The following is a 25,988-nucleotide window of genomic DNA, read 5'->3' as shown; positions in this document are numbered from 1 at the left end:
TAAATTTAAATGCGGCTTTTTCAGACCTTGTTTTTGTGGAATCAAATTTAAATTTTCGTGATTTTAAGCAAATTTTGGCGCGACGGCGCCGTTTGGTTTGCAAATTTAATTTTAGCCAAGCAATCGATAAAATCAAAAATGGAGCGAAAATGCAAAGAAGGGACTTCATAAAGGGCGCGGCGACCTGCGCGGCAGGGCTTGCTACGGGGCTAAATTTATTTGCCCAGCAGACTTGCAAGACTAATGCGGCAAATTTGACGGACGGCGTAGATCTAAGCGGCGCGAAAAATCTCGGCGAGAAGCTTGCCGCGATGAATCCATATTCCACGCTAAATAATGGAATTTTGATACCGATTACCTGGCTTAGCGCAGATAAATTTGACGGCTCAAAAGATAAAAACGGTCTGGAGACGGCTCTAGGACTAGGTTACCGCCTGATCGATACTGACGGGGGGGCGAGGAGAGAGCGGCTGCTGCATTTGCGGCTAGCGGCCCAGAAGCGGGTAGCCGAGGCTTTAGCAAAAACTAGGCTAAATCCTGATTTGCGCTCTAAATTTAGCGAGTTTTAAGTCTTAGTGGATGAGCTTTGGCTGGGAGTGCACGTTTTGGCGGTATAAATTTAAGCTTTTTAAACTCGCTAAATTTTGCCGTCTTAATTTACCGCCTCATTGTGCAAATTCACGAGGCCTTTTTGCCGAGCTTTTTTAAATTTTCCGCTTTTAAATTGGCTTTGTCAAAAAGAGCGCTTTTGTGTAAATTTTATCCCCCCCCCCCCAAAAAAAAGCGTTTGAGGATAGTAAATTTAGCCTTAAATTTAAACCGACCTGATAAAATCTCCAAGCGACGCGCGGTAGCCGCGGCAAACAAAATCCAAAGGAAATCAATGCAAAATAAAGAACGCGAAGCTCTCAAAAAAGAGCAGCAAAAGGAGTGGCAAAAAGAGTGGAATGAAAAGGGCGAGAAATACGCCAAGGCCGTAAACGATATGGTGGCCTTTGCCGAGGCGCACGGCTGGGACGCGTATAAAGGCGAGGAGCCCGTAGATGAGCGCGCGCATCTGGGCGAGGCGGTTTTTGCGCTGTTAAAAGAAGCCAACGAGCGGGGCGAAACGGCTAAATTTAGAGCCGATTTTCCGCCATCAAACGTTATCTTTGAGGACGAAGCGGACGACGCTGACGATAAGGATAAAATAGGAGACAAGCTAGGCAATGTCGATCAAATTTGCCCTCTTGGCAGCGAGAACATACTTTTTATCGTCTCACAGAGCAAGCCTGAAGGCTGGCACAAAATGCTGTATCTGCTAGAAGGCGAGCGCGTGATTGGGGTGGCAAAGGGCGTCATCGCCGTGGGCAAGTCCAAGCGAAACGAAATTTACGCCCTGCTTAGGAGAGGCGAGATAGAGCTCGTAAAAGGCTACGACGGCAAGGGCGGCGGCGAGCCTATCGCGAAATTTAGCCACGACGTGGAGCTAACATACTACGAGGCTGAAATTTTACCTTTTAACGACGGTAGCAAGGTGCTTTTGAGCTGCCACGACGGGATATTTTTGATCTCGCAAAGCGGCGCGAAGCTTATCCATCCGATCTACGAGGATGAGGACGATGACGGCAATGCTGCACTCTATATCGATATGGCCAACGCGACCCTCTCAAACGACAACGCTCTCATCGTAGCCGGCGAGCAGTGCGACGACCACATCCTGATGGATAGCGAGGGCGAGCGACTGGGCGATATCGGCGCGCAGAGCTCCTATCCGCACTTTTGCCTCTTTAGCGCGGACGATACGCAGCTCATCACAAACTCCTGCCACTTCTACAACGGAGTTACGATCGGCGTGGATAGGACAGCTCTAAAGCACGGAGCGCAGATATATCGCGATAGGGATTTTACGCTAGTAGACGACGAGATGCGCGTGTATGCGGGCGTAGCGACGCGAGACCTTTACATCCTCGGCGATGCATACGGCTACATCAGAGCAGTCGGCAAGGACGGACGTAAAATTTGGCACCACTATCTGGGCGGCACGATAAAGTCTATTGCGATAAGCGAGGACGGGGGCGTGCTATTTGTGGGTACATACGGCGGCAGGCTGCATAAACTGCGTCTCGGCGCGGGCCAAGACAGCCACACGATCGGTAACGGCAACCACAAAGAGGAATTTAGGCTGATCGCTTACGAAGATAAAATTTATCGGTGGTAAATTTCGCGGCGCAAGGTATGACGGCTAAAATTCTATCGTTTTTAAAATGCCTGTCTCGACAAGTAAAATGCGGAGCTAAGATTTAACAAATTTATCAAAAGCGAAGTATTTTTGCCGCGAGACCACTAAAATTCGGCTCAAATTTACGAGTCGGTAAAAAGCGCGCGAACAAAAACTATGCAAACGTCAAAAATATAGGCGGCGAAATCAAACATAAAGGCGTAAAACGAGCCTCTAAAACAAAGACGTAGTACAAAAAAGTAGCGCGGCGACAAAATTTATGAATCTCATCGCCGCAAATTTATCGGTCGTTACTCGCCGACCGTATCGGCGTCAAACGTGCCTTCAAGTATGCTTTTGATAAAAGAAGCGGTCGCAAAGCGCGCGGCGGGCAAATTTATGAGCGTGTGCGGAGCATTAGGCAAGAGTAAAACTATCGCGTTTTTCTTGTCGCCGTATGTTGCGGCGCAGTTTCCGGCGGCGTTTTCGTTGCCTAGATAGCTATTTTTTTGAGAGAAATATTTATCCTGATCGCTTATTAAATTTAAAACCGGCGTATCGTTAAGCGCCGTTTTATGCTCTTTTACAAAGTAATTCTCCTCGCACGACCAAGAGTTTATAATCTTGCCCAAAAAGTACTTGCCATCGTATCTGGCTACAGCCACTGCGCCTTCGCTGGTGCCGGCTAAAAACAGCTTGCTCGTATCCGCCCACTCCGTGCTTCTTAGTGCATTCAGGGCGACTTTGATTTCGCTAGAGCGTAGCGAATGGACCTTTTCATAAATTTCCTTATCCGCCGGAGATTTATATGTTATCCTGTTTTCCAGAGCCATACTATCAAACATAAAGCTTGCTATACCCTCTTTTGCGAGCCACTCTTGCCATTTGTCAAGGCCTATTTTGTTGTTGATACCGGACGAGCCGTGTAGGAAAACTACGACCGGCGCTTTGGCCTGCGTCTTTGGGGCGTCTTTAAAAAGTCCGACGTAAATATCGCCGCCCGTGACATTTTTTGGAAGCGCGATTTGAGCCTGCTCTACGCCTTTTTGGGCTGACTCGCTCGTATGCAAGTACGCGTCGCCCGCAAACAAATGCGCCGCAAAGAGCGCAACAAATAAAACAAAAGTTTTTCTAAACATAAGCATCCTTTATCTTGACTTTGGTTGATTATATAAAAAATAGATTTAAGGTGGCCTTTTGATTTATAAAATAATCGCTAAAAAAGTAGGGAAAACTCGCGGTAGTCGGCTTTTAAATTTCGGCGCTAAAATCGCTTTGCCGCCAAATGCGTCTAATTCGTGTTTTGTATCCCGCTCACCATCGGCTCTGTGCTAAATCTTCGGGCGAAATTCAAGGTTGCAAAACCCCACGTTGCCGGCTTTAGAGCCAAATTTGACCGCAAACTTTCCTTTTTGCTCGTCCTCTTAAAAGTCAAATTTCGCAAGATAATTTTTAATTTTATTTAGCTTTTGGATTTTTGTCGCGGGAGATTTTGCGGCGAAGAAAAATTTAGTGTAAGTTTTTGGTTTCATTTTTGCTACGCCAGTTAAATTTGCGGTACGGGTTTGAGCAGTCGCTAAATTTGACGACGTCCGCTTTAAATTTGACTTTTTTAAATAAAAGCAAAAGCCTGTGATGTCGACTTTTGACTCAAATAATCAAGCACGCCGCTTGCAAGATCAGGCAAATCTCAGCAGTTTATAGTGGCGGCTTTAGTCAAATTTGCCGTCCGTTTCATGCTTTAGACAAATTTTGACGCTACAGGCAAAGCGAGCTAAATTTAGACTAGGCTTTTGCCTCTTTTAGCTTGCTTAAAAACTCTTCGATATTGTATTTGGCGCGGTACTGCGCGCTCATGAGGTGGATGAGGATGTCGCCTAGATCAATCACGACCCAGTCGCCGGAGCTTTCGATGCCTAAAAACTGCTCGCCCTCGTCCTTTAGCCCCTCTTTTAGGTCATCGGTTAGCGAGTAGGCGTGGCGCTCGCCCATCGTGGTGGCGATGATGACGTATTTTGCGATGTATTCGCGCCCGCCCATATCGATAGCTTCGATGGCTTCGGCCTTTTTGGCGTCTAGGATTTTGATGATTCGTTCGATTCTTTCTTGCATGTTTTTCCTTGATAAAATTTCGCCGCCTCGTCCGCTATACACGGTATCATCAGGCTTTTGTCCAAATTTTGCCTGATTTGCGAGGACGAAACGGGCGCATTTATGTTTAAAATTTTAAAATTTTCAGGCACGGCTACGTTACCGCGGCTAGCTACGACGAAGGTTGCTAGCTTAAAGAGCTCCTCTATCTCGTGCCATTTATCCAGGCTGGCTAGGTGATCGGCGCCGATGATGAGATAAAGCTCGCTCACGGCGTAAATTTGCCGCATGTGCCGCACGCTCTCTATCGTCGGTACGGGGCGGTTTTGCGCGATCTCGTAGTCGCTCACGCAGACTTTAGGCAGCGCGCCCCAAGCCTCGTTCGCCCACTTTAGCCGAAGCAGCGGTGGAGCGGAAAACTCGCTCTTAAACGGGCTGATAAAGGTCGGCATGATGATGAGCTTGTCCGCGTCTAGCTGCTCTAGCGCGGCTTTAACGACGGCGTCGTGCCCGAGATGAGGCGGATCGAAACTACCGCCAAAAAGCGCGATTTTCATAAATTTGCCTTTAAAATTTCGGTGCAGTTTAGCGAATTTGAAGTGAAAATTGGTTGAAAATCAAAAAATTCGCCGATAAAGCGCAAATTAAATGGAGATTTTGTAAAATTTGGGGATTTTTGGGCTCGCAAGGCTCGTTTTTCGGCGAGCAAGCGAGGGTCAAATTTGCAAAGGTGGGCTTTAGAGAGGCTTAAATTTACGCGCTTGGCATCGGTTGAGGCCGGTAAATTTAACGCACAAAAGCTAAAAGTATGAAAATAACCTTTCCGCGCGCTTGAAAGCGACCGGAAAATCTAGCACAAGGAGCTAAACATGGTAAAAATCGCGATCAACGGTTTTGGACGTATCGGTAGGTGCGCTGCTCGTATTATTTTAGAGCGAGACGACGTTGAGCTTGTCGCTATCAATGACACGGCGACGCGCGACATGACGCGCTATCTGCTCAAATACGACAGCGTGCACGGCGAATTTAAGCAAGACGTTAAGGTGATAAGCGACGATTTTATAGAAGTAAACGGCAAAAAGATAAGAGTTTTTTCAACAAGAGATCTAAACGAGCTTAGCTACGCAGACTACGGCGCGGACGTGGTTTTGGAGTGCACGGGTAAATTTTTAACCACCGAAAAATGCGAACCGTATCTAGCTCGCGGCGTCAAAAAAGTCGTCATGAGTGCTCCTGCAAAAGATGACACGGCGACCTTTGTAGTCGGCGTAAACGACGATAAATACGCAGGCGAAGCGATCGTCTCAAACGCTAGCTGCACCACAAACGGCCTAGCTCCCGTCGCAAAAGTACTAAACGATAAATTTGGCATCGTAAAAGGGCTCATGACTACCATCCACGCCTACACCAACGGACAGAGCCTAGTAGACGTAAAAGCTAAAGACTTCCGCCGTTCGCGCGCTGCAGCCCTAAATATCGGGCCTACGACCACCGGAGCTGCAAAAGCTATCGCAAAAGTACTTCCCGAGCTAAACGGCAAGATGCACGGCCAAGCCGTCCGCGTGCCGGTCGCTAACGTCTCGATGGTCGATCTAACGGCGGTTTTAAAAAGACCGGCTAGCAAAGAGGAGATAAACGAGGCGTTTAGAGCGGCTGCGGAGTCAAATTTAAAGGGAATTTTATTTGTCGATGACGATTATAGAGTTAGCAGCGACTTTTGCACGAGCGCATACAGCAGCATCGTAGCCAGCGACACTACGCAGGTCATCGCTGATGATATGGTAAAGGTATTTGCGTGGTACGACAACGAGTGGGGATACTCGACAAGGCTCGTCGATCTAGCTAAGATCGTCGCTACGAAGTAAATTTAAAGGGTGAAAAATGAGTGAAATTTTATCGATCAACGACCTTGAGCTTAGCGGCGCGAAGGTATTTGTCAGGTGCGATTTTAACGTGCCTATGGACGAGTTTTTAAATATCACCGACGACCGCAGGATCCGCTCGGCAATACCTACTATCCGCTACTGCCTAGATAACGGCTGCAGCGTGGTTTTGGCGAGCCACCTAGGGCGACCTAAAAACGGCTTTGAGGAGAAATTTTCGCTACGAGGCGTCGCAAAGAGGCTTTCAAGGCTGCTTGATAGAGACGTAATATTTGCCGAGGACGTCATCGGCGCGGATGCTAAAGCCAAAGTCGCCGCGCTAAAACCCGGCGAAATTTTACTTCTTGAAAATCTGCGCTTTGAAAAGGGCGAGACCAAAAACGACGAGGCGCTAGCCGGCGAGTTAGCAAAATACGGCGAATTTTATATAAACGACGCATTCGGCGTCTGCCACAGGGCGCACAGCTCGGTCGAGGCGATCACTAAATTTTACGACGAGAAGCACAAGGCGGCGGGATTTTTGCTGCAAAAGGAGATAAATTTCGCCCAAAATCTCATCAAGCACCCTGCGCGCCCGTTTGTGGCGGTCGTTGGCGGCAGCAAGGTAAGCGGTAAGCTGCAGGCTCTGCATAACCTGCTTCCGCGCGTGGATAAGCTGATAATCGGCGGCGGCATGGCATTTACGTTTCTAAAATCGCTCGGCGAAAATATCGGAAACTCGCTGCTCGAAGAAGATCTCATCGACGATGCGCGCGAAATTTTGCGTAAGGGCAGGGAACTTGGCGTTAAAATTTACCTGCCGGTGGACGTCGTCGCGGCTCAGACCTTTTCGGCTGAAAGCGCCGTAAAATTCGTCCCCGCTCAAGAGATCCCTAGCGGCTGGATGGGGCTAGATATCGGGCCGGCGTCCATTAGGCTCTTTAAAGAGGTTATCGCCGACGCGCAAACCATCTGGTGGAACGGGCCGATGGGCGTTTTTGAGATGGATAAATTTAGCAAAGGCAGCATCAAAATGAGCCACGCCATCATCGACACACACGCGACTACGGTCGTGGGCGGCGGCGATACGGCCGACGTCGTAGAGCGCGCGGGAGACGCCGACGAGATGACATTTATCTCAACTGGCGGCGGCGCGAGTTTAGAGCTTATCGAGGGCAAGGAGCTACCCGGCATAAAACCGCTTAGAAAGGCTGCGGAGTGAGGTTTTTAGCAAATTTAAAGTGCAATCACACGAGAGCGAGCTTTGCGTGCTACGCCGAAATTTTAGACGCAAATTTGAGCTCAAACGACGATGTGACGGTATTTCCTCCGTTTAGCGCGCTTGATCTTGCGGTTCATAAATTTAAACTCGGCGCTCAAAATTTCTACCCGTGCGAAAGCGGCGCTTATACAGGCGAGATCGGCAAGGCGATGCTGGACGAGTTTGGTATAAAAAGCGTGCTGATCGGGCACTCCGAACGGCGCGAGCTGGGCGAGGGCGAGGAGCTTTTGCGCGCTAAATTTGACTTCGCCGCAAAGGCGGGCTGGCAGATCGTTTATTGCATTGGCGAAAATTTGAGCGTGAATGAAGCTGGCGGCACGAAGGAATTTTTGGCTGAGCAGCTAAAAAATATCGAGCTTGGCTACGAGCGGCTGCTGATCGCCTATGAGCCAATCTGGGCGATAGGCACGGGCAGGAGCGCGAGTGCGGAGCAGATAGAGGAGATATTAAATTTCATCCGCGAGCAGACGAGTGCGCCGCTACTTTACGGAGGCAGCGTAAATGCCGCAAATATCGGCGCGATCGCGGGGATCAAAAACTGCGATGGGGTGTTGGTAGGGACGGCGAGCTGGGACGCTTCGAAGTTTTTGGAGCTTATACGCGTTGTCTCGCATCGCTATACTTCGTTGTCTTAAAATTTTGCTCGGTCATTACCTATATGGTAACTCCCATCGCAAAATTTTAAGTCGCCTAGTCTAGCTTTGCGATACTGCCGCTATCAAATTTGGTTTCAAATTTGGCGTTTCGCGAGATTTTGCAAATTTTAATTTATAGAATTTTAAGTCAAATCGCTCAAAAGCCAAGCAAAATTTTAAAGGAGAAATAATGATTTTAAAAGGCAAAAAAGGCCTCATCGTCGGCGTCGCTAACGCCAAATCTATCGCTTACGGCATCGCCGAAGCTTGTCACGCGCAGGGTGCGCAGATGGCGTTTACCTACCTAAATGACGCGCTAAAAAAACGCGTAGAGCCGATCGCAGAGGAGTTTGGCAGTAAATTCGTCTATGAGCTTGACGTAAACAACCAAGCTCATTTAGACGGCCTTGCGGATCGCATTAAAGCGGATCTTGGCGAGATAGATTTCGTCGTGCACGCAGTGGCCTATGCGCCAAAAGAAGCACTAGAGGGCGAGTTTGTAAACACGAGCAAAGAAGCCTTTGATATCGCGATGGGTACGAGCGTGTATTCGCTACTGAGCCTCACGCGCGCGGTGCTGCCGGTGCTAAAAGAGGGCGGCTCTGTGCTAACTCTTACATATCTTGGCGGACCAAAGTTCGTGCCTCACTACAACGTCATGGGCGTCGCAAAAGCAGCACTTGAGAGCTCAGTCCGCTACCTAGCACACGACCTTGGCGCCAGAAATATACGCGTAAATGCGATCAGCGCAGGCCCAATCAAAACGCTTGCGGCAAGCGGAATAGGCGACTTTAGGATGATTTTACGTTACAACGAAGTAAATAGCCCGCTAAAACGTAACGTCACGACGCATGACGTCGGTAATAGCGCTATGTATCTGCTTAGCGACCTAGCTAGCGGCGTGACCGGCGAGGTGCACTACGTCGACTGCGGCTACAACATCATGGGCATGGGCGACGTGGCCACCGACGCCGAGGGTAACACGATCCTAGCTTGGGACGCAAAATAATCTACTAATATAAATTTGGCGGGGCGACTCGCCAAATTCTTCTTTTAAATTTCATCAAATTTAAGCAAAAAGACGCACGATGAGAGCTTTAGGCGAGCTTATAAACACAAATGAGCCGGGCTGGGCACTAATAGAAGAGTGGCTAAAAGAGGCCAAAAATGGCTATGAGATTTTACCGCGTGACGAGGATAGGGCGCAAAGCGAGCTTTTGGGGCTTTAGGTCACTACACGCTCGCCGATGGGAGCGCTTGTTTATGACTGCAGCAGCATCGTGATTGAGGGCGGTTGACTGCACGTGCTTGGTTCTGGCTGCGAGCGGATGAATCGCGGGATTTACAGCTTTAGCCTTGGCAAAAGCTAGTGAGGCAGGCCAGATGCCTAGCTATTTGCTCGTGGCGGATGATGTTTTGGGTGGATTTTTCGCGATAAACGGCGGCACATTTTGTGGCAAAGCCGGCAACATTTTTTACTATGCGCCAGATAGCGGCGAATGAGAGGATACGCAGCTTGACTACTCGCAGTTTTTGTACTGGACGCTTTGCGGCGATGTATCTAAATTTTACGAGCTTTACCGCTGGGATGGCTGGCGCGAGGATGTGAGTAAATTTAGCCTTGATAAGGTGATGTTTGCCTTGCCGCCGATACTTTGGCAAGATGCTGACGTAAAACTAAGGCTAAAACAGATGAAAAAACGGCATGGACATAGACGAGTACTTTGCTTCTATTTTTAACGGCGGCAAGTAAATTCAAATTTGACGGGAACTAACATAATAGTTGATTTACGCTTTTGCTTTTACAATCTCATCCGCTTGCGGGTGGTCGCTAAAATTTGCCGCTCAACTAAATAAATTTAAACAAATATCCTAAAATAACCGCAAATAATCTTTAAAGGATTTCTCATGCAAAGCTTGCTTTTTACGCCGCTAAAAATCGGCGATCTGCAGATCAAAAACCGCGTCGTCATGCCGCCGATGTGTATGTATAAGGCCAAAAACGAAAACGGCCAACCTAGGTGCTTTCACCGCTTGCACTACGCCGCTCGCGCGCTGGGAGGCGTCGGGCTCATCATCGTCGAAGCTACGGCGGTCGAGCCTAGGGGCAGGATCACGAGCTGCGATCTGGGGCTGTGGAACGACGAGCAGCTAGAGGCGCACGCCAGGCTCGTCAAGGAGTGCGTCAAATACGGCGCCGCCATGGTCGTCCAGCTCGCGCATGCCGGCAGAAAAAGCGAGTGTGATGATCTGATCGCGCCTAGTGCGGTAAAATTTAGCGAGAGTTACAAAACGCCGAGGCAGATGAGCGCGGACGACATTGTTGCGGTCAAGCAAGCTTTCGTTCAGGCTGCGATCAGAGCCCAGAGCGCAGGATACGCCGCGATCGAGATCCACGCCGCGCACGGCTATCTCATCAGCGAATTTCTCTCGCCCGGGATTAACCTGCGAGACGACGAATACGGCGGAAGCTTTGAAAATCGCACGAGATTTTTAAAAGAAATTTTAAGCGAGATAAAAGCCGCGGTAAAAATCCCTGCCGGCGTGCGCATAAGCGCGGATAGCTGGGTGAAGGGCGACTGGAGTTTAGAAGATAGCGTGCGGCTGGCAAGGGAGCTCGAGGCTTTGGGCGCGGCGTTTATCCACGTCTCGGCGGGCGGACTTTTTGAGCGCACGGATAGCGCACCGGCGTTTACGCCTCTGTATCAAGCGAGCTACGCTAAGGCCGTAAAACAGGCGGTTAGCATACCCGTGATCGCGGTCGGGCTCATAACAAAGGCGTCCGAGGGCGAGGCGCTGCTGCTAAGCGGCGTTTGCGACGCGGTGGCCTACGGCAGAGAGCTGCTGCGAAATCCAAATTTCGCGCAGGCTGCGATGAGTGAGCTAGGGTGCGCTGAACTGATAGAAAACTCATACAAAAGGGCGTTTAAGTAAAATTTGGCGAGATCGCTCGGCGTAAATTTGAACTAGTTGCGTCGGCTAAATTTTGAGTAAATTTGATTGGTTGCTTGGGCAAACCGTTTGGCAAATTTAGCCTAGCTATTAGGACTGTAAATTTGGCAAATTTACGTCCCTGCTACGGCGTCAAATTTGATTTGATTGCGACCTATTTTAGTAAAGCTAATTATTTTTTGATTTACTCTGTCAAATTTGTAGAATAAAAGATAAAATTTAAGCCGCAAAAACGGCTTAAATTTAGGTGAGTTTGTAGCTAACCGGGATTTTGATGACGTAGTCGCGATCAAGCGTCGGAAAATCAGGCGCAGCACGGTTTATGAGCTCGACCGCGGCCTCGTCTAGCGTCTCAAAGCCTGAGCTTTTTATCACTTTTACGTCGCGGACGGTGCCATCTTTTTTGTATAAAAAGCTAACCTCTACGACGCCTTGATGTCGCATTTTTTGCGCGCGTTTAGGGTATTTGTGGTGCTTTTGTATTGCCTTTTGGATTTTAGAAAATCTCTCGTCGCCAGCTGATGTCGCGAAGTTAAATTCCCCGACCGTTTCAGCTCCGCTAGGCGGTAAATTTGATTTTACGTTCGAGCTTGGAGCGCTGCTAGGCTGCGCTGCCGGCGGCGTAGGAGTAGGCGGCGACGGCTGTGCGGGCGGCGTTGCTTGCGCGACTTGCGGTTCCGGCTCAGGCTTTTTAACCGGTTTTGGCGTAGGTTTAGGCTTTGGCTTTTCAACTGGCTTTTCTATCGGTTTTGGCTTTTCCACAGGTTTTGGTTTTTCTATCGGCTTAGGCGGCTCGACCGGTTTTGGCGGCTCCGGCGGCGTGACGACAGGTTCTGGCGGAGGAGGCGCAGGCGGGGCTGGAGGCGGCGGCGCTGGTGGGGTGGGTGCCGGCGGGAGCGGAGCTGCTGCTGGCGTAAAGGTATTTAGCGCTATCTTGACGCTTTTTTCTTCCGGCATCGGTTTTAGTTCTTCGTAAAATTTGATAAAAGATCCGATGAGGATAGAGTGCAACAGGATAGAAACGCCAAGCCCCGTAAAGCTGGCGCGTCTATTCAGTTGTTGTTGTGATAGCGAAATTTTCATGATTTTTTTCTTTTAGTATGTCGATAACCTTGATAAACGAGTCGAATTTACTCTCTTTATCGCTTTTGAGTTCTATTAATGTTTCGTTTTTTATCTCGTTTAGCTTTTCTTTTAAATTTTCCTCGGCGATTTTCTCTTCGCCTATAAAAAATTCATTATCTTTATTAATTAAAACGGCTATTTTATCGTTTTCGTCTTGCTTTTTTTCCGCGCTCTCGCTGTTTGGCAGGTCGATTTTGATATTGCCCTGAGCGATAAAGGTAGAGATGCTAAGCACGATAGCTAGCAAAACGAGCATAATATCTATGAGTGGGATTACGTTTAATCCCTCTTTTTTAGGCATTCTCACGTGAAGCCTTGTAGCGGTTTACGAGTACGTCCACTTTTCTCATAAACGCGTTGTAGATCATTAGCGTCGGTATCGCGACGATGAGGCCTAGCGCGGTTGCTTTTAGCGCGAGAGACAGGCCGACCATGATGCTTTTAGTATCGATGCCGCCGCTCATACCCATGTCGTAAAAGGTTACCATGATGCCCGCAACCGTACCCAAAAGCCCGATATACGGCGCATTTGAATAAACGATATAAAGCGTTGTTAAATTTCTAGTTACGCTCTCTTCAAAGTCGTCTTGGTTCTTGTAGTTTTCAAATTTAACGTTTGCGTAAAAGATCAAGCGCTCTATCGTAAGCCACACTACCGTAAAACTCATAAGCCCTAAGATACCGATGATAACGTAATCGACGTTGTGTTTGAGAAATTCCATTTAATGCCTTCTTGTAAAATTTGCGCGCCAATTATATCAGATTATGGTATTTATTGTCAATAACGAATAAGCAAGTAATATTTTAAATAATTTTATCTAAAATTTAGTCTTAGAATTGTAATATTCGTTTTCAAAATCTGAGCGGATTAAAGAAAACAGAATTTAAATATTTTTCTAAATCGGCGCAAAATTTAATAAATTTAAAGAGGAGAAAAAATGAGTTTTAACAATGTTGCGAAGATTTCTTTCGTCGCGGCTCTAGCTATCGGCGCAAATGCCGCCGAAAACGTAACGCTAAGCGGCGTAGAGGTAAGCAGCACTAGCGGCGGCTACGGCGTGGACGACGTAAAAATAAGCACGAGAAACGCAGGCATACTAAAAGACGTCATGCGCGATATCCCAGGCGTTTACGTAGGCGGCACAAACGGTATGAACCAAAAAATCTACATGAGAGGCGTGAGCGACCGCGGCCTAAATATCACGATCGACGGCGCGAAACAAAACGGAAATACCTTTCACCACAACGCAGACCTCCTGATCGACCCCGATCTAATCAAGGCCATCGACGTTGAGGTCGGTGCGCGCTCTGTGGTAAACGGCGCTGGGGCTCTGGGCGGTTCGGTAGCCTTTAGGACGGTGGACGCTAGAGATCTGCTAGAAGAGGGCGAAATCATCGGCGCGAAAATCAAAACGGGCTACGCCTCAAACAACGACGAATTTTCGCAAGGACTCATGGTTTTTACCGCGCCAGTCGAGGGGCTTGACTTTTTAGCCGCAATAAATCACAAAGGTTACGACTACGGTAAAAGCGGCAATGGCAAAAAAATCGGCGGCGATGGCAACGACCTTAGCTATCTTTTTAAGCTCGGATATAGCTTTTTAGACGCGCACAGGATATCGCTCTCTCACGAACACAACCACTACAAGGGACTTTATCCTTTAAGAGCAGAATTTGGTAGTTGGCATACAAATGATGACTACCGCAAATACGAGCGCGACACGACGACGTTAAAGTACGAATTTACGCCGAGCGAACTGCTAAATCTAGACGTAACGGCGTATCATACGAAGCATCAGAGGATCGACGGTAGCAAATGGGGCGTAAAAACTAGAGGCCTAAGCGCGAAAGCAAAAACCGCGATAGAGACGGGCGACGTGACGCAGACGCTAAGATACGGCGCGGAGTACTACCACAGCGAGAACTTTAACAAACCGCAAAACAACCGTCCCGAAAAAGTAAACAACTACTCGTTTTACTTAGAGGACGCGATCAAATTTGCAGGCCTAACTGTGACTCCTGGCATCAGATACGAGCGCCACGAGCTAAAGACATATAACGGCACGGGCACAAATATCGGCGGGTACAAATACAAATTTGACGAATTTACGCCAGCTCTCGCGCTTGATTACGAGTTTATGAAAGGGCTTGGAGTATTTGCTAGCTATGCTAAAGTCTTTAGAGGACCTGACGTTATGGAGTCTATGCTAGCTAGCGGCGCTAGTAGGGGTACGGCGCTAGGATACAGAGCAAACCCTGATCTAAAGGCCACTACGGGCGATAGCTACGAGATCGGCGGACGCTACAAGGGCGAGTTTAGCGAAACGGGACACGTTAGCTTTGTAGCTAAATACTTTAAAACCAAATACAAAAACCTAATCGTAGATAATAACGCAGCAGGCGGGCGTATAAATCCGGTGCTTTATAGGATCAACGCAGGCGGCGCGGATATCGACGGCGTCGAGCTTTTGGCGAGGTTAAACCTCGACGCGCTAAGCTTAGGCGCTAGCTATACTCATCAAAAAGTAAGATATAAAGACCGCGTAAGAAACGGCAGCGGCGGCTACTACACGTCAAATATTATCGGCTACCGCGACCAAGGCGACAAATACACCTTTAACGCCGAGTATTCGATAAACGCTATCGACACGCTTGTGGGTTATAATCTTATTTATTTTGCCTCGAAAGACACGACGAGTGCTGGCAACGACGCTGCTGTACATATCCCGAGCTATGCCGTGAGCGACGTCTATCTCACTTATGCGCCAAGCAGCGGTAAATTTAAGGGACTTGAGATAAACGCGGGCGTTTATAACGTATTTAACAAAGCCTACGTCTCGCAATCTCAAAGAATGGCTGAATACACCGGCGATGCGAACGCAATCGACTGGGAGCCGGGCAGAAACTTTAAGGTTAACGTCTCTTATAAATTTTAATTTTTATTCTAAACCTGCACTTCTGGGGGCTTAAATTTGAGCCCCTTTTTTTCTATCTTTTATAAAATTTACTCAAATTTAGCGTTGTTTATTTTTGCTATTTGCGAGTAAAATCGGCTCAAATTTAACCTGTTTTTTGGCGGAGCGAATAAAATTTTGCTACGGAACGCCAAGAATAAAACCTAAATTTGAGCAGTTAAATTTGCGAGCATTCGGCGTCAAATTTGACGGATGGTTTTTGGTTTTTATATTTTCAAAGATGTGGGTTTTGGGAGGTAAATTTTGGGGCAAATTTGAAGTTAAATTTGCTACGGTCAAATTTAAAAAGGCGAGCCGAATTTGACTCGCCGTAGTAAATTTAACGCCGAATTTAAATGCGTTAAATTTACTGTTTTTATTATCGCTTTCTGCCCATTCTTTTTAGATTGTCGCATGCGGACGTGTCGCCGCTAAAGCACGCCGAGCGGTAGATGCTTCTAGCTTTTGTTTCATCCTGCGCTACGCCTAGGCCGTGCTCGTAAAGTACGGCCGTGTTCGTGCAGCACGGTACGTCGCCTAGTTTGCAGCCTCTATCGTAGGCCGACATAGCGTTTGCGTAGTCTGGCTCTTTGCCGTCGGCGTTTGAGCGATAAAACTCGCCTAGGTAGTAGCAAGAGTACGCGCCGCCGTTCGTGCATGAGGCGCTATAGATTTCAAGTGCTTTGTTCGCGTCTTTGCTTACGCCAAGGCCGGTTTGGTACATGTTGGCGAGGTTTGTGCAGGCGGCTTGATAGTTGTTTTTGCATGCTCTTTCATAGTATTTTAGAGCGGTTTTGTGATCTTGTAAATTTTGATAGCTGATGGCAAGATCGTTGCACGCGGAGTAGTTGCCGCTTTCGCATTTTGGCTTTAGAACTTCGATGGCGCGTTTGTTAAAATCGTAGTCGGGGTTGTCGTTGGGTCCGCCGCTTGAAGCTGCGCATCCTACAAACAAAAGCCCGATAAAGGTAAGAAGTAAATTCCTCATTTTTTATCCTTTCCGTCGTTTTTAAAATTGTCCAAAGAGGTCATTTAGCGCTTCGCTGATGCTAGGATGGGTGAAAATCTGATTTTTAAAGAAATCAGCGCCCGCGCCTAGAGCCATTGCGATGGCGATTTCGTTGATAAGCTCGTTTGCGTAAACGCAGTGAAATGCCGCGCCTAAAATTTTGCCGCTTTTTGCGTCTACGATCGCTTTTAAAAAGCCGGTTTCGTTGCCGACTACCTTTGCGCCGGGGACTGCGGCTAGTGCTAGTTTTAGGACTTTAAAGTCCAAATTTTGCGCCGTCGCTCGTTTTTCGCTTAGTCCGATGCTAGCTAGTGGAGTCTCGGTAAAAAGCGTGCTAGCGTGAGGAGAGCGGTTTAGCGTGCTGCGTTTGCCTGCGCCAAAAAGCTTGTCAAAGACGATGCGAAAATCATCTAGGCTCGTATAGGTAAAAAGCTCGCCGCCGCGAACGTCGCCTACTGCATAGATATGCGGCTGGGCGGTTTGCAAAAACTCGTTTACCGACACGTTTCCTTTGGCGTCCGTTTGTACGCCGGCTGCGCTTAAATTTAGCTCCGCAGTCGCCGCTACGCGCCCCGTCGCTAGTAAAAATGCGTCCGCGTCAAGGCTTTTTGGCTCGCCGTTTTGGGTGAAATTTAGCGTGCCGTCTTTTAAATTTTTAACTTCGCAGCCTTCTAAAATCTCGACGCCTTGCGTTTGTAGTAGCGCTTTTACGCTCTGCTTTACGTCCTCGTCCTCGTTTTTTAGTACGCCCGAGCGAGCTACGATGGTAACTTTTGAGCCAAATTCGGCAAACATCGAGGCAAACTCAAGCCCGATATATCCGCCGCCTACGACTACTAGGTGCTTTGGAAGCGTTTTTAGATTTAAAACCCCCGTGCTATCAAAGGCTAAATTTGAACTAACCTCAAAGCTTGGTTTTTCATTAACCGAACCCGTATTTATAACGATAGTCGGCGCGGTAAGCGTGCTTTTTGAGCCGTCTGCGGCAGTTACTTCGACGCTATTTTTATCTATAAATTTAGCCGTGCCGTTTATTACATCGACATTTGCGTTGCCGTCAAGCATCGCGAAATTTTTGGCTCTCAGAGCAGAGATTAGCTTGTCTTTCTTTTCGACGCTAAGCGTGAAATACTCGCCTGCGACGTTATTATTGACGTATTTTGCCTCTTTGCTTAAATTTACTAGCTTTTTTGTCGGGATGCAGCCGACGTTTATGCACGTTCCGCCGTACATCTGCGCTGATTTTTCAATCACGGCGACTTTTTTGCCTAAATTTGCGGCTTTTACGGCGAGAGTTTTGCCGGCCTTGCCAAAGCCGATGACGATGATATCGTAGTTTGTCATATGGTTTTACCTAGTATGTAGTGAGTATTTTCATTTACTTTTTTTATGCTTATTTTGTTTTTTTCAGCCCAGTTTTCGATCACGTTTAGCGCGTCGCTTTGCGCGTCAGACGTTTTGCCCGCGTTTTTTATCTTAAACACATCCTCGCTACCGCTCATCGCGACGAAGCTACCAAGCGGCTTTAGGTGATCGTTTAGCGTGATTATGCTGCTTAAATTTAACCCGTCGCAGTTGTTTAGTATGCGCTTAACTTGCGCGGTGGTCGCGTCGTTTTCGTTGTAGCCTAGCTGGTTTAAAAGAGCTGAAATTTCCATATTTTTCCTTTCTAGTTTATGCTTTTTTGACTTACCAAAACGCCCTCGATGAGCTTTTTTATGTCGCCGTCTAGTATCGCGTCGGTTTGGCTATACGCCTCGCCGCTGCGGTTGTCTTTAACCTGCTGATACGGGAAAAGCACGTAGGAGCGGATTTGATGCCCCCAGCCGATCTCGCTTTTTTCGATACTGCCGGCGGCTTCTTGCTGTTTCATTAGCTCTAGTTCGTAAAGGCGCGATTTTAGCATTTTCATCGCTGTGGCTTTGTTTTTGTGCTGGCTGCGGTCGTTTTGACACTGCACGACGATGCCAGTAGGCGCGTGAGTGATGCGTACGGCAGACTCGGTTTTGTTTACGTGCTGACCGCCTGCTCCGCCCGCGCGGTAGGTGTCGATTTTTAGATCTTTTTCGTCGATTTCTATCTCGATGTCGTCGTCGATCTCGGGGCTTACCATCACGCTAGTAAAGCTCGTATGGCGGCGTCCGGCGCTATCAAACGGGCTGGTTCGCACGAGGCGGTGGATACCGTTTTCAGCCTTTAGATAGCCGTAAGCGTTTACGCCTTTAACGATAAAGCTCACGTCTTTTAACCCCGCTTCTTCGCCCTCTTGGAAGTCCAGAGTCTCGACCTTAAAGCCCTCGCGCTCGCAAAAGCGCAGATACATGCGGTATAGCATACTCGCCCAGTCGTTACTCTCAGTGCCGCCAGCGCCCGGATGGATGGTGACGATGGCGTTTTTGCCGTCGTCCTCGCCGCTAAGCAGCATAGAAATCTCTAAATTTACGATCTTGTCCTCTAGCTCGTCCGCCTCGGCAAAGAGCGAATTTATCGTCTCTTCGTCGTTTTCAGAGTTTGCCAGCTCATATAGCTCCTTTGCATCGTCTACGGCGCTTTTAGCGTTTAGGAAGTTATTTAAGATGTTTGAAATTTTAGTTTTTTCCTTGCCGATGGCGCCCGCTTTTGCGATATCTTGCCAGAAATTTTGATCGTTTTCCATCTCTTCGATCTCTTTTAGGCGAGCTTTGATACTCTCAGGCTTTACGACGCCAGCGATATTTTCTACTTTTGTGTTTAGGGTTTTTAGGAGTTCTGTGTATTCGTAATTATCCAAAATTTAAGACCTTTTTTGTGCTTTTTGGCGTGATTATAACATATTTGTAAGAGTAAAGATAAAATTTGATATAATCGCGCGTTAAAATTAAACATAAAGAAGAGAAAATGCAAATTTTAAGAACAGCAGAACAGCTGCGAGATTTCGTCGCGGCAAATCCCGAAGATATCGGCTTCGTACCCACAATGGGCGCACTTCACGACGGACACGCTAGCCTCATAGAAAAGTGCGTAGCGGAAAACAAAACCGCGATCGTTTCGACTTTTGTAAACCCGGTGCAGTTTTTAGCAGGCGAGGACTTTGAGAGCTATCCAAAAAACGAACAAAACGACGCTAAAATTTGCGAGGAGCTGGGCGTGCATGCGATGTTTGCGCCTGAGGCTAGGGAGCTATATTTTGATACCGAGCCACTAATCAGTGCGCCTGAAAATTTAGCAAGCGTACTCGAGGGCAAGACTCGCCCCGGACACTTTGACGGCGTACTTCGCGTGCTAAACAAGCTCTTTAATCTAACAAACGCAAAGCGCGTCTATATGGGCAAAAAGGACGCGCAGCAGCTACTCATCGTGCGTAATTTCGTCAAGACCTGTTTTTTAAATTTAGAGATCGTGCCTTGCGAGATCGTTCGCGCGCGCGACGGACTGGCGCTTAGCTCGCGAAACGCCTACCTAGACGAAGGGCAAAAGCTTGAAGCGCTTAAGCTTTCGCATTCGCTTAAAAAAGCCTCAAATTTGATCGCAGCCGGCGAACTAAACGCACAAACGATAAAAGGCGAGATGCTACAAACCCTAGAGCCGCTAAACGTCGACTACGTCGCGATCGCGGATAGAAATTTAAACGAAATCTCGCTAATAGAACCGGACAACACCATCATCCTAGTCGCCGCGTACGTTGGCAAAACGCGTCTGATCGACAATCTGTGGGTATAAGATGGGCAAGCTTCACTTAGTATCCTTAGGCTGTAACAAAAATCTGGTGGATTCTGAAATCATGCTCGGACGCCTCTCAAACTACGAGATCACGTCCGACGTCGCTAGCGCCGACGTCATCATCGTAAATACCTGCGGCTTTATAAACTCGGCCAAAGAGGAGAGTATCCGCGCGATCCTTGATATGCACGAAGCTCGTAAAAAAGGCTCTTTGCTCGTAGTCACCGGCTGTCTCATGCAGCGATACCGCGAGGAGCTGATGAAGGAGCTGCCCGAGGTTGATCTATTTACCGGCGTCGGAGACTACGACAAGATCGATGAAATCATCCTAAAAAAGCAAAATTTATTTAGCCCTGACACCTACCTACAAGCAAGCGAAGAGCGCGTGATAACGGGCTCAAACTACCACGCCTACATCAAAATTTCAGAAGGCTGTAATCAAAAATGCAGCTTCTGCGCGATCCCGACCTTTAAAGGTAAGCTAAAATCCCGCGCGCTCGAAAACATCGTAGACGAGGTGCAAAAGCTCGTAAAAAAGGGCTACTACGACTTTAGCTTCCTCTCGCAGGATAGCAGCTCGTATATGCGCGATCACGCGGTTAGCGACGGGCTCATCTCTCTCATCGACGCGGTCGAAAAGATCGAGGGCGTCAAAACCGCGCGCATACTCTATCTCTATCCGAGCACGACCTCAAACGCGCTAATTGAGCGCATCATCGCCTCGCGGGTATTTGTAAACTACTTTGATATGCCGATCCAGCACTCAAGCGAGAAAATGCTAAAAATCATGAGGCGCGGAAGCGGCGCGGTGCGAATCAAAGAGCTTTTAAATTTGATGAAAAAGGCACCAGGTGCGTTTTTACGAACTGGCGTCATCGTCGGACATCCGGGCGAGAGTGAAGCCGAATTTGACGAGCTTTGCGCGTTTTTGCAGGAGTTTAAATTTGACCGCGTTTCGGCGTTTGCTTATTCGAAAGAGGAGGACACGCTCTCGTACGAGATGGAGCAGTTGCCCGCCAAAATAATCTCAAAGCGCCTAAGCAAGATCGAAAAGATCACTCGCGCCGCGATCGAGGCGAGCTTCGCGCGGGAGCTGGGGCAAAAATTTATCGTCTCGCTTGAGGGCGAAAGCAGCGAGGGAGAGATGTTTTACGCCGCAAAAAAAGCGCTCTGGGACAAGGATATCGACGGCGAAATTTTAATCAACGAAAGCGACGTGGAGCAGCTAGAAACCGGCGGTCGCTACTGGTGCGAGATCACGCAGGTAGCGGGTGCTCAGGCACTGGGTAAGATCACGGCAAAGGCCTAAAATGCTAAGCGCGCCCGTTTTACATAAGCTAAAATCGGGGCGAAATCTGCTTGCCTTTTCGCACGGCGTCGATAGCACGGCGCTTTTTTACCTTTTAGACGAGGCGGGCGTGAAATTTGACCTTGCGATCGTGGATTATAATGTCCGAGCGCAGAGCAAGGACGAGGTCGCCTCGGCACGAGATCTGGCGGCTAAATTTAACAAACAAATCTACGTAAAAAGCGTGCGTCTTGGCGAGTCAAATTTCGAACACGAGGCGCGCGCGGCTAGATACGAGTTTTTTGGCCAAATTTGCCGCGAGCAGGGATATGAAAATTTGATCTTAGCGCATCAGTTTGACGATAAATTCGAGTGGTTTTTGATGCAACTTGGGCGCGGCGCAGGACTTAGCGAGCTGCTAGGCATGCAAGAGCTAGAAACTCGCGAGGACTACGTGATCGCTCGACCGCTTTTAGGCGTGCGAAAGTGCGAGCTGGAGCGGTTTTTGCGTGAGCGAAACCTAAAATACTTCACCGATGAGACAAATTTAACGGACCAGTTTAAACGCGGATTTGTTCGCGCGAAATTTAGCGAGCCATTTTTAAACGAGTACTTTGGCGGCGTGAAAAAAAGCTTTAAGTTTTTGGCGACCGATGCGTTAAATTTAACTCCCGAAATTTCTAATCCCGCACCTAAAATTTATCTCGTAAAACGCGGTGCAAACGAGCTTCGCGGCGTCGATCAGGCATGCAAGCGGCTAGGGTTTGTGCTAAGCGCCGCACAGCGAAACGAATGCGCTCGCTGCCTAGAAAGCGGCGCTGACTGCGTGCTAGGCGGCAAGGTAGCCGTGGGCGCGAGCGTAAATTTTATACTTGTAACGCCATATATCAAAGCGGCTATGGAAAAGAAATTTAAAGAAGCATGCAGACGGCTCGCCATCCCGCCGATAAACCGCGGATTTTTGTTTGCTTCGGGCGCGAATCTTGCGCTATTTGAGGAGCTTTTTTAGACGTCTACGTTTTGGGTGAGAGCCTGCGATAAAAGATAGTTAAAATTTAGAAATACGCTAACGCTTTCTTTGCGGTGGCTTTAGATTTAACGGCGCTAGACGAGCCGGCTAAGCATCCTACGAAATGAGATATCGCTGCTTTATATTAAAAAGGCGGCTTAAAACTCGGTTTGGTACTAAATATGTCGCGCTAATATCCTTAAATACTGCTTACGAAAATATCGCGTATCCGCAAACATAGCTTGAATTATCGTGCAAAAGGCGTAGGCGTAAATACACGAAAAGGCAAGCGCCCCAAATCTTCGATAAATTTACGCCCGAAATTAGAATTCGGCGATAATGGCCGAGCGGTATTAATCAAATTTTGCAAGCAGGTATCATCACTCCCCGTATTTTTTCTTTAGATCGTCCCACGTCACTAGCGTGCGTTTGCCCTCTAGGCTGCGGATGCGTGTGACGTCTTGCATCATCTCTAGCACCCCCTTAAATACGCCATTTTCATCGCGCACGGCCACGTAGTAGATGTAGATAAATTTGCCGTGAAGCTCCAGCCAAAAGTCGATCTTGTCGCGCTCGCCTTTGCGAAAGGCGTCGATGATCTCCAGCACGCTAGCTACGCTCTCGCGCGGATGGCAGTTCTTCACGTCGCGCCCGATGACGCCCGCACTTCGCGGAAATACGCGGTGCTTCGTGTCGGTGTAAAATTTCACGATCTCGTTTTCATCGACGAAGGAGAGGTCGACTGGCATGTGTCTATAAATGAGGTTGATTTGCTCTAGCGTGAGCTTGCCCGTGGCTACGTCAAAAACAGCGTTTTTATCGTGGTTTGCGTTTGGATTTAGTCCGTATTTACTCATCAAATTTGACAGCTCTTTTAGGAAATTCGGATTTAAAACCGCTTCGTTTAAGTTGCTGTTTTGTAAATTTGCCGCGCTTAAATTTGACTCGCTTTGCAAATTTTCGTCTTTTAAATTTGACTTCGAGCCGCCGCCGGAGTCTAAATTTAACGGATAAAATTCGCTCGGCCTTTCGATGAGAAAATATCCGATCTCATCATCGCCGTGTCTCATCGCGCGAAACTCCTCCTCGCTGATCATCTCCAGCGACGTCGGATAGAGCACCGCCTCCTCGCGTGCGAGCAGATCGAGTAGATTTTCGTAGATCTCGTGCTGAGCCGCGATAAACTCATCAGTCTTGCCGCCATCTAGCAGCTCGCGCGCTGCGGCGATACCGTCGCGGACCTTGTTATCAAAGCTCCACATGAAGCGCGACGGGCGGTCAAATCCCTTGTTTTCGAGCATCGAGTAGAGTTGGTGCTGCTTTCTGGCAAAGTGCGTCCTGTTAAAGCCGCCAAGTTTGTCGTAAATTTCAAGCCATTCATTTTTGATAAATTTCTTTTTTAGCAGCTCTTTTGCCTTTGCGATTAGTTCGCGTGCGGCATCGTTTTCGTCGATGTAGGTGGCGATGGGGTGGTCTTTTGGCAGCTTGGGGCGCTCGGCTGTTAGGATACCGCGCAGGATTTCTGATAGCTCGGCGGCGTTTTCGTCGATAAACTCGCTCTTAAAGCCTAGATTTAGCAAATTTGCGCGCACGTTTCTAAAATCGGCCGGCGTGAGTTTCGTTAGCTCCGATTTTGCAGCTTTTCTAGAGGCGAAAAAATTTGCCATTCCGTTAAGATAGTCCCTTAAAATCGCAGTCGCCAAGGCAACGGCGGCGTTGTTAAATTTTATCATTTTGTGTCCTTAACTTAAATTTTAAGGATTATACAAAAAGCGGAGATTAAAAACTTTGATTTATCTTAAGCTGTAAATTTTGACGCCAAAGGTCGTGTCGATCTTCTCAGCATCCTTGCGCATTTTGATCGGAAAGTCGATTTTGACGATATTTTCGTAGCTTTGTAGCGCGTCCATAAACTCGTAAAATTTAGCAGGCGTTTTCATAGAGCCAGTTACCGTTAGCTCATAGACCGAGATCTCACCGTTTTTTGCGGCCTCTTTTGGCTCGCTTAGATTTACGTTCATAAAGTACTTTGAGGCAAATTGAGTAAAATTCTCTACGTCAAATTTGTTTTCAAGAGCGTCTAACACGGCCTTATCGTTTTGCTTTATCTCGTTTAGGGCTTTTGATTTGGCTTCGTAGAGCCTTTGCGTTTGCGCACTTGCGGCGATTTGCATGCGACTTTCGTATTTGACCTGCTTGTATTCTTTGATACTCGGTACTAAAAAGCCAAATATCATCACAAGGCAAGCGACTATAAAAATGAGAATATAGATGAGTAGTTTGGTAACGTCGATATTTTGTAGGCTTCTATCTTTACTCATTTTTACCCTCTAAGCTGTCGGTTTTATTTGTGCTGATGAAATTTAGCCAGCCGTTATCTAACTGATAAAAAGAGGTATTTGACGTGTTAAAAATCGACTTTAGCGGCGTGGCGAGTAACATATTGTAAATATCTCGGCTAGGCGTAGTGCCCTTTACGATAAGCGAGCTTTTATCCATCGTGATCTCGTGTAGCGTGATGCTTGAGGGGACAAGATCGAGTAGATTACGCAGGCTTTGTTTTAAGACGGCATTTGAGGCCGCTATCTCGTTTGCGCTATCTCTTCTTTGCTTTAAAAGCGCTGTGAGCTCGTCGGCTTGCTTGATTTGCTCTTGCGTCTGCTCTTGTTTTTGTTTTGAAATTTGCGTTTCGTTTCGTAGCGATTTGCTTTTAAACTCAACAAAGAAATTTGCCGCAGCAAAAAGCAATACTATCGTAACGATAAAAAACAGCCAAATTTTGCTAAAAAGGTTAAAAATCGGTTTTCTCTGAGGTTTTATAAAGCTATAACTAGTCATTTTCCAACTCTTTTTTCATTAGCTCGGTCATCGTTTTTAGCGTATCGACGGGATAAACGGCGGTCTTTACTAAGAGTTCGTTTTCTAGATAGTGTAAAAACGTAGCGCTCGTCCTCTCCGTAGCGTCAAATATCACGACGTTTTCGATAAAATCGCCCTCATAAAGCGGATTTGAATAAAATTCTTTAAGCGCCAGCGATATATACCGGTACATACTCATATCGCGTCCAAATATCGATACCGAAGCGGTTACATCGGTGGATTCTGGCATATTTATATCGTAGTCTAGGTCGGCAAACTCCTCTTGGCTATCGCCGGTCTTTAACATGTCGTCTAAATTTTCTAGACCGTCCATGTTGTTAAAGCTTTCGTCTACATTTGTGATAAAATCATCTATCTCGTCGCTGTTTTCTTTATCAAATTCGACGTTCTCGTCGCCGTCGTCCTCATCTAGCTTACAAACCGTGGCGTATTTTGCGCCGTTACCCGATGTAATGCAGATGGCGAAAATTTCTTTGCAGGCATAAATAAAAAGCGTCTTTGCCGTAGATAATTTTTGTTTTTCGATCTCTTTTTGCATAAGTACTATGGGCGAATAAAGTACGTCTATGTCCGTATCGCCAAATTTACTCTCGGCGGCTTTAACGTCTGAAAGTTTTGCATAGATCAGCCAATTTTTAGCAGGATTTATGCAGGTTATCTCTTTTGTCTTTATGCCTAATTTTTCGAGATTTTCGGCATTTTTTGCCTCAAATGCGCCTTGTTCGAGCGCGTCAAAAAACAGCGAGAGATAAACCCATTTATACTCTTTTTGTAGATTTTTTAGATACTCTTTTATTCTGTCTGAGATTTTGCTGGACTCTTCTAGGTCAAATTCATTTTTTATCGTTTTGATCAGAGTTGTACCCTTGTATGCTTCGCCGTAAAATATGCACTTTTTAGACTGGATAACGGCGCTAAGATATAAGACGCTAAAAAAACGACGTATCAGCAAAGATTTCTCCTAAAAATTACGATGCGTTATCATACCCAAAAAGCCATAAA

Annotated in this window: 28 protein-coding genes and 1 pseudogene; 15 read left to right on the top strand and 14 right to left on the bottom strand. The window is 47.5% G+C overall.

The window, feature by feature from the left end; all coding sequences use genetic code 11:
* The first annotated feature begins 149 nt into the window (after positions 1–149).
* Together CSHOW_RS08020 and CSHOW_RS08015 are read left to right on the top strand one after the other, a co-directional pair.
* A complete protein-coding gene (locus tag CSHOW_RS08020; RefSeq protein WP_002950061.1) occupies positions 150–569 on the top strand; it encodes a twin-arginine translocation signal domain-containing protein in 420 nt (139 codons plus the stop codon).
* Positions 570–883: 314 nt separating this feature from the next.
* Positions 884–2,200: a hypothetical protein gene (locus CSHOW_RS08015; RefSeq protein WP_002950059.1), complete on the top strand. Its 1,317-nt coding sequence runs from the start codon at positions 884–886 to the stop codon at positions 2,198–2,200.
* 311 nt (positions 2,201–2,511) lie between these two features.
* Here CSHOW_RS08015 and CSHOW_RS08010 read toward each other — a convergent pair whose 3' ends face one another.
* The 3 genes from CSHOW_RS08010 to nadD form a co-directional block, all read right to left on the bottom strand.
* Complete coding sequence (locus CSHOW_RS08010) at positions 2,512–3,339, bottom strand: dienelactone hydrolase family protein (RefSeq protein ID WP_002950057.1); 828 nt, start codon at positions 3,337–3,339, stop codon at positions 2,512–2,514.
* A 646-nt stretch (positions 3,340–3,985) separates the two neighbouring features.
* Entirely contained in the window at positions 3,986–4,312 is a 327-nt protein-coding gene (rsfS, locus tag CSHOW_RS08005) for a ribosome silencing factor (RefSeq protein WP_002950050.1), read from the bottom strand.
* Positions 4,276–4,848 carry a nicotinate (nicotinamide) nucleotide adenylyltransferase gene (nadD, locus tag CSHOW_RS08000; RefSeq protein ID WP_002950048.1) on the bottom strand — a complete coding sequence of 191 codons (573 nt, stop codon included), beginning with the start codon at positions 4,846–4,848 and terminating at the stop codon, positions 4,276–4,278. Before nadD ends, rsfS begins: the two co-directional genes overlap by 37 nt.
* A gap of 53 nt (positions 4,849–4,901) precedes the next feature.
* Between nadD and CSHOW_RS07995 the strand changes: the two genes are divergently transcribed.
* From CSHOW_RS07995 to CSHOW_RS07965, 8 genes and pseudogenes are all read left to right on the top strand, one after another.
* A complete protein-coding gene (locus CSHOW_RS07995) occupies positions 4,902–5,042 on the top strand; it encodes a hypothetical protein (protein ID WP_002950042.1) in 141 nt (46 codons plus the stop codon).
* Between the two features lie 118 nt (positions 5,043–5,160).
* Positions 5,161–6,156 (top strand): type I glyceraldehyde-3-phosphate dehydrogenase, encoded by a 996-nt coding sequence (gene gap / locus CSHOW_RS07990; RefSeq protein WP_002950040.1) that lies wholly within the window; start codon positions 5,161–5,163, stop codon positions 6,154–6,156.
* Between the two features lie 16 nt (positions 6,157–6,172).
* On the top strand, positions 6,173–7,375 hold the full coding sequence (locus CSHOW_RS07985; protein WP_002950037.1) for a phosphoglycerate kinase: 1,203 nt from the start codon (positions 6,173–6,175) through the stop codon (positions 7,373–7,375).
* A complete protein-coding gene (locus CSHOW_RS07980; protein WP_002950035.1) occupies positions 7,372–8,070 on the top strand; it encodes a triose-phosphate isomerase in 699 nt (232 codons plus the stop codon). Before CSHOW_RS07985 ends, CSHOW_RS07980 begins: the two co-directional genes overlap by 4 nt.
* 190 nt (positions 8,071–8,260) lie before the next feature.
* On the top strand, positions 8,261–9,079 hold the full coding sequence (gene fabI / locus CSHOW_RS07975) for an enoyl-ACP reductase FabI (protein ID WP_002950030.1): 819 nt from the start codon (positions 8,261–8,263) through the stop codon (positions 9,077–9,079).
* A 79-nt stretch (positions 9,080–9,158) separates the two neighbouring features.
* A complete protein-coding gene (locus CSHOW_RS10495) occupies positions 9,159–9,299 on the top strand; it encodes a DUF2625 family protein (RefSeq protein WP_002950029.1) in 141 nt (46 codons plus the stop codon).
* Between the two features lie 154 nt (positions 9,300–9,453).
* Positions 9,454–9,810, top strand: a pseudogene (locus CSHOW_RS10490) (DUF2625 family protein).
* 168 nt (positions 9,811–9,978) lie between these two features.
* Complete coding sequence (locus CSHOW_RS07965) at positions 9,979–11,004, top strand: NADH:flavin oxidoreductase/NADH oxidase (protein ID WP_002950022.1); 1,026 nt, start codon at positions 9,979–9,981, stop codon at positions 11,002–11,004.
* A 261-nt stretch (positions 11,005–11,265) separates the two neighbouring features.
* Here CSHOW_RS07965 and CSHOW_RS07960 read toward each other — a convergent pair whose 3' ends face one another.
* Genes CSHOW_RS07960 through exbB form a run of 3 tightly spaced genes read right to left on the bottom strand, consistent with a single transcriptional unit; the run spans position 11,266 to position 12,869 of the window.
* Positions 11,266–12,105 (bottom strand): energy transducer TonB, encoded by an 840-nt coding sequence (locus tag CSHOW_RS07960; protein WP_039895476.1) that lies wholly within the window; start codon positions 12,103–12,105, stop codon positions 11,266–11,268.
* Positions 12,071–12,448, bottom strand: coding sequence for a TonB system transport protein ExbD (gene exbD, locus CSHOW_RS07955; protein ID WP_002950018.1), 378 nt, complete (start codon positions 12,446–12,448; stop codon positions 12,071–12,073). Before exbD ends, CSHOW_RS07960 begins: the two co-directional genes overlap by 35 nt.
* On the bottom strand, positions 12,441–12,869 hold the full coding sequence (gene exbB / locus CSHOW_RS07950) for a TonB-system energizer ExbB (RefSeq protein ID WP_002950017.1): 429 nt from the start codon (positions 12,867–12,869) through the stop codon (positions 12,441–12,443). Before exbB ends, exbD begins: the two co-directional genes overlap by 8 nt.
* Positions 12,870–13,085: 216 nt before the next feature.
* On the opposite strand from exbB, the gene CSHOW_RS07945 reads away from it, so the two are divergent.
* Both CSHOW_RS07945 and CSHOW_RS07940 read left to right on the top strand, forming a co-directional pair.
* On the top strand, positions 13,086–15,083 hold the full coding sequence (locus CSHOW_RS07945; RefSeq protein WP_002950015.1) for a TonB-dependent receptor domain-containing protein: 1,998 nt from the start codon (positions 13,086–13,088) through the stop codon (positions 15,081–15,083).
* 136 nt (positions 15,084–15,219) lie between these two features.
* Complete coding sequence (locus tag CSHOW_RS07940; protein ID WP_157753478.1) at positions 15,220–15,426, top strand: hypothetical protein; 207 nt, start codon at positions 15,220–15,222, stop codon at positions 15,424–15,426.
* 54 nt (positions 15,427–15,480) lie between these two features.
* On the opposite strand, the gene CSHOW_RS07935 is transcribed toward CSHOW_RS07940, so the two are convergent.
* Genes CSHOW_RS07935 through prfB form a run of 4 tightly spaced genes read right to left on the bottom strand, consistent with a single transcriptional unit; the run spans position 15,481 to position 18,880 of the window.
* On the bottom strand, positions 15,481–16,089 hold the full coding sequence (locus tag CSHOW_RS07935; RefSeq protein ID WP_002950011.1) for a tetratricopeptide repeat protein: 609 nt from the start codon (positions 16,087–16,089) through the stop codon (positions 15,481–15,483).
* A 21-nt stretch (positions 16,090–16,110) separates the two neighbouring features.
* Positions 16,111–17,454, bottom strand: a complete 1,344-nt coding sequence (locus CSHOW_RS07930; protein ID WP_002950010.1) for an FAD-dependent oxidoreductase — start codon at positions 17,452–17,454, stop codon at positions 16,111–16,113.
* The gene (locus tag CSHOW_RS07925) at positions 17,451–17,768 is read right to left on the bottom strand and encodes a hypothetical protein (protein ID WP_002950008.1); all 318 of its coding nucleotides are present in this window, start codon (positions 17,766–17,768) and stop codon (positions 17,451–17,453) included. Before CSHOW_RS07925 ends, CSHOW_RS07930 begins: the two co-directional genes overlap by 4 nt.
* Before the next feature lie 11 nt (positions 17,769–17,779).
* Positions 17,780–18,880 (bottom strand): peptide chain release factor 2, encoded by a 1,101-nt coding sequence (prfB, locus tag CSHOW_RS07920; protein WP_002950004.1) that lies wholly within the window; start codon positions 18,878–18,880, stop codon positions 17,780–17,782.
* A 107-nt stretch (positions 18,881–18,987) separates the two neighbouring features.
* On the opposite strand from prfB, the gene panC reads away from it, so the two are divergent.
* From panC to tilS, 3 genes are read left to right on the top strand one after another with little or no spacing between them, the layout of a single operon-like run.
* Complete coding sequence (gene panC / locus CSHOW_RS07915) at positions 18,988–19,809, top strand: pantoate--beta-alanine ligase (protein ID WP_002950001.1); 822 nt, start codon at positions 18,988–18,990, stop codon at positions 19,807–19,809.
* A 1-nt stretch (position 19,810) separates the two neighbouring features.
* On the top strand, positions 19,811–21,118 hold the full coding sequence (gene rimO / locus CSHOW_RS07910) for a 30S ribosomal protein S12 methylthiotransferase RimO (RefSeq protein ID WP_039895475.1): 1,308 nt from the start codon (positions 19,811–19,813) through the stop codon (positions 21,116–21,118).
* Between the two features lies 1 nt (position 21,119).
* Positions 21,120–22,106: a tRNA lysidine(34) synthetase TilS gene (gene tilS, locus CSHOW_RS07905; protein ID WP_002949997.1), complete on the top strand. Its 987-nt coding sequence runs from the start codon at positions 21,120–21,122 to the stop codon at positions 22,104–22,106.
* 380 nt (positions 22,107–22,486) lie between these two features.
* Here the strand turns inward: tilS and CSHOW_RS07900 are convergent, their stop codons facing one another.
* The 4 genes from CSHOW_RS07900 to CSHOW_RS07885 are packed head-to-tail and all read right to left on the bottom strand — an operon-like array spanning position 22,487 to position 25,938.
* Positions 22,487–23,839 (bottom strand): DUF438 domain-containing protein, encoded by a 1,353-nt coding sequence (locus tag CSHOW_RS07900; protein ID WP_002949993.1) that lies wholly within the window; start codon positions 23,837–23,839, stop codon positions 22,487–22,489.
* A 60-nt stretch (positions 23,840–23,899) separates the two neighbouring features.
* Positions 23,900–24,427 (bottom strand): hypothetical protein, encoded by a 528-nt coding sequence (locus CSHOW_RS07895; protein ID WP_002949989.1) that lies wholly within the window; start codon positions 24,425–24,427, stop codon positions 23,900–23,902.
* Positions 24,420–24,944, bottom strand: coding sequence for a hypothetical protein (locus CSHOW_RS07890; protein ID WP_002949987.1), 525 nt, complete (start codon positions 24,942–24,944; stop codon positions 24,420–24,422). Before CSHOW_RS07890 ends, CSHOW_RS07895 begins: the two co-directional genes overlap by 8 nt.
* Positions 24,937–25,938 carry a hypothetical protein gene (locus CSHOW_RS07885; RefSeq protein ID WP_002949985.1) on the bottom strand — a complete coding sequence of 334 codons (1,002 nt, stop codon included), beginning with the start codon at positions 25,936–25,938 and terminating at the stop codon, positions 24,937–24,939. Before CSHOW_RS07885 ends, CSHOW_RS07890 begins: the two co-directional genes overlap by 8 nt.
* Between the last annotated feature and the right edge of the window lie 50 nt (positions 25,939–25,988).

The organism is Campylobacter showae (assembly GCF_004803815.1).
Lineage (GTDB): Bacteria > Campylobacterota > Campylobacteria > Campylobacterales > Campylobacteraceae > Campylobacter_A > Campylobacter_A showae.
Note: the sequence above shows the minus strand (reverse complement) of the source record. Positions and strands in the feature narration are given on the sequence as shown.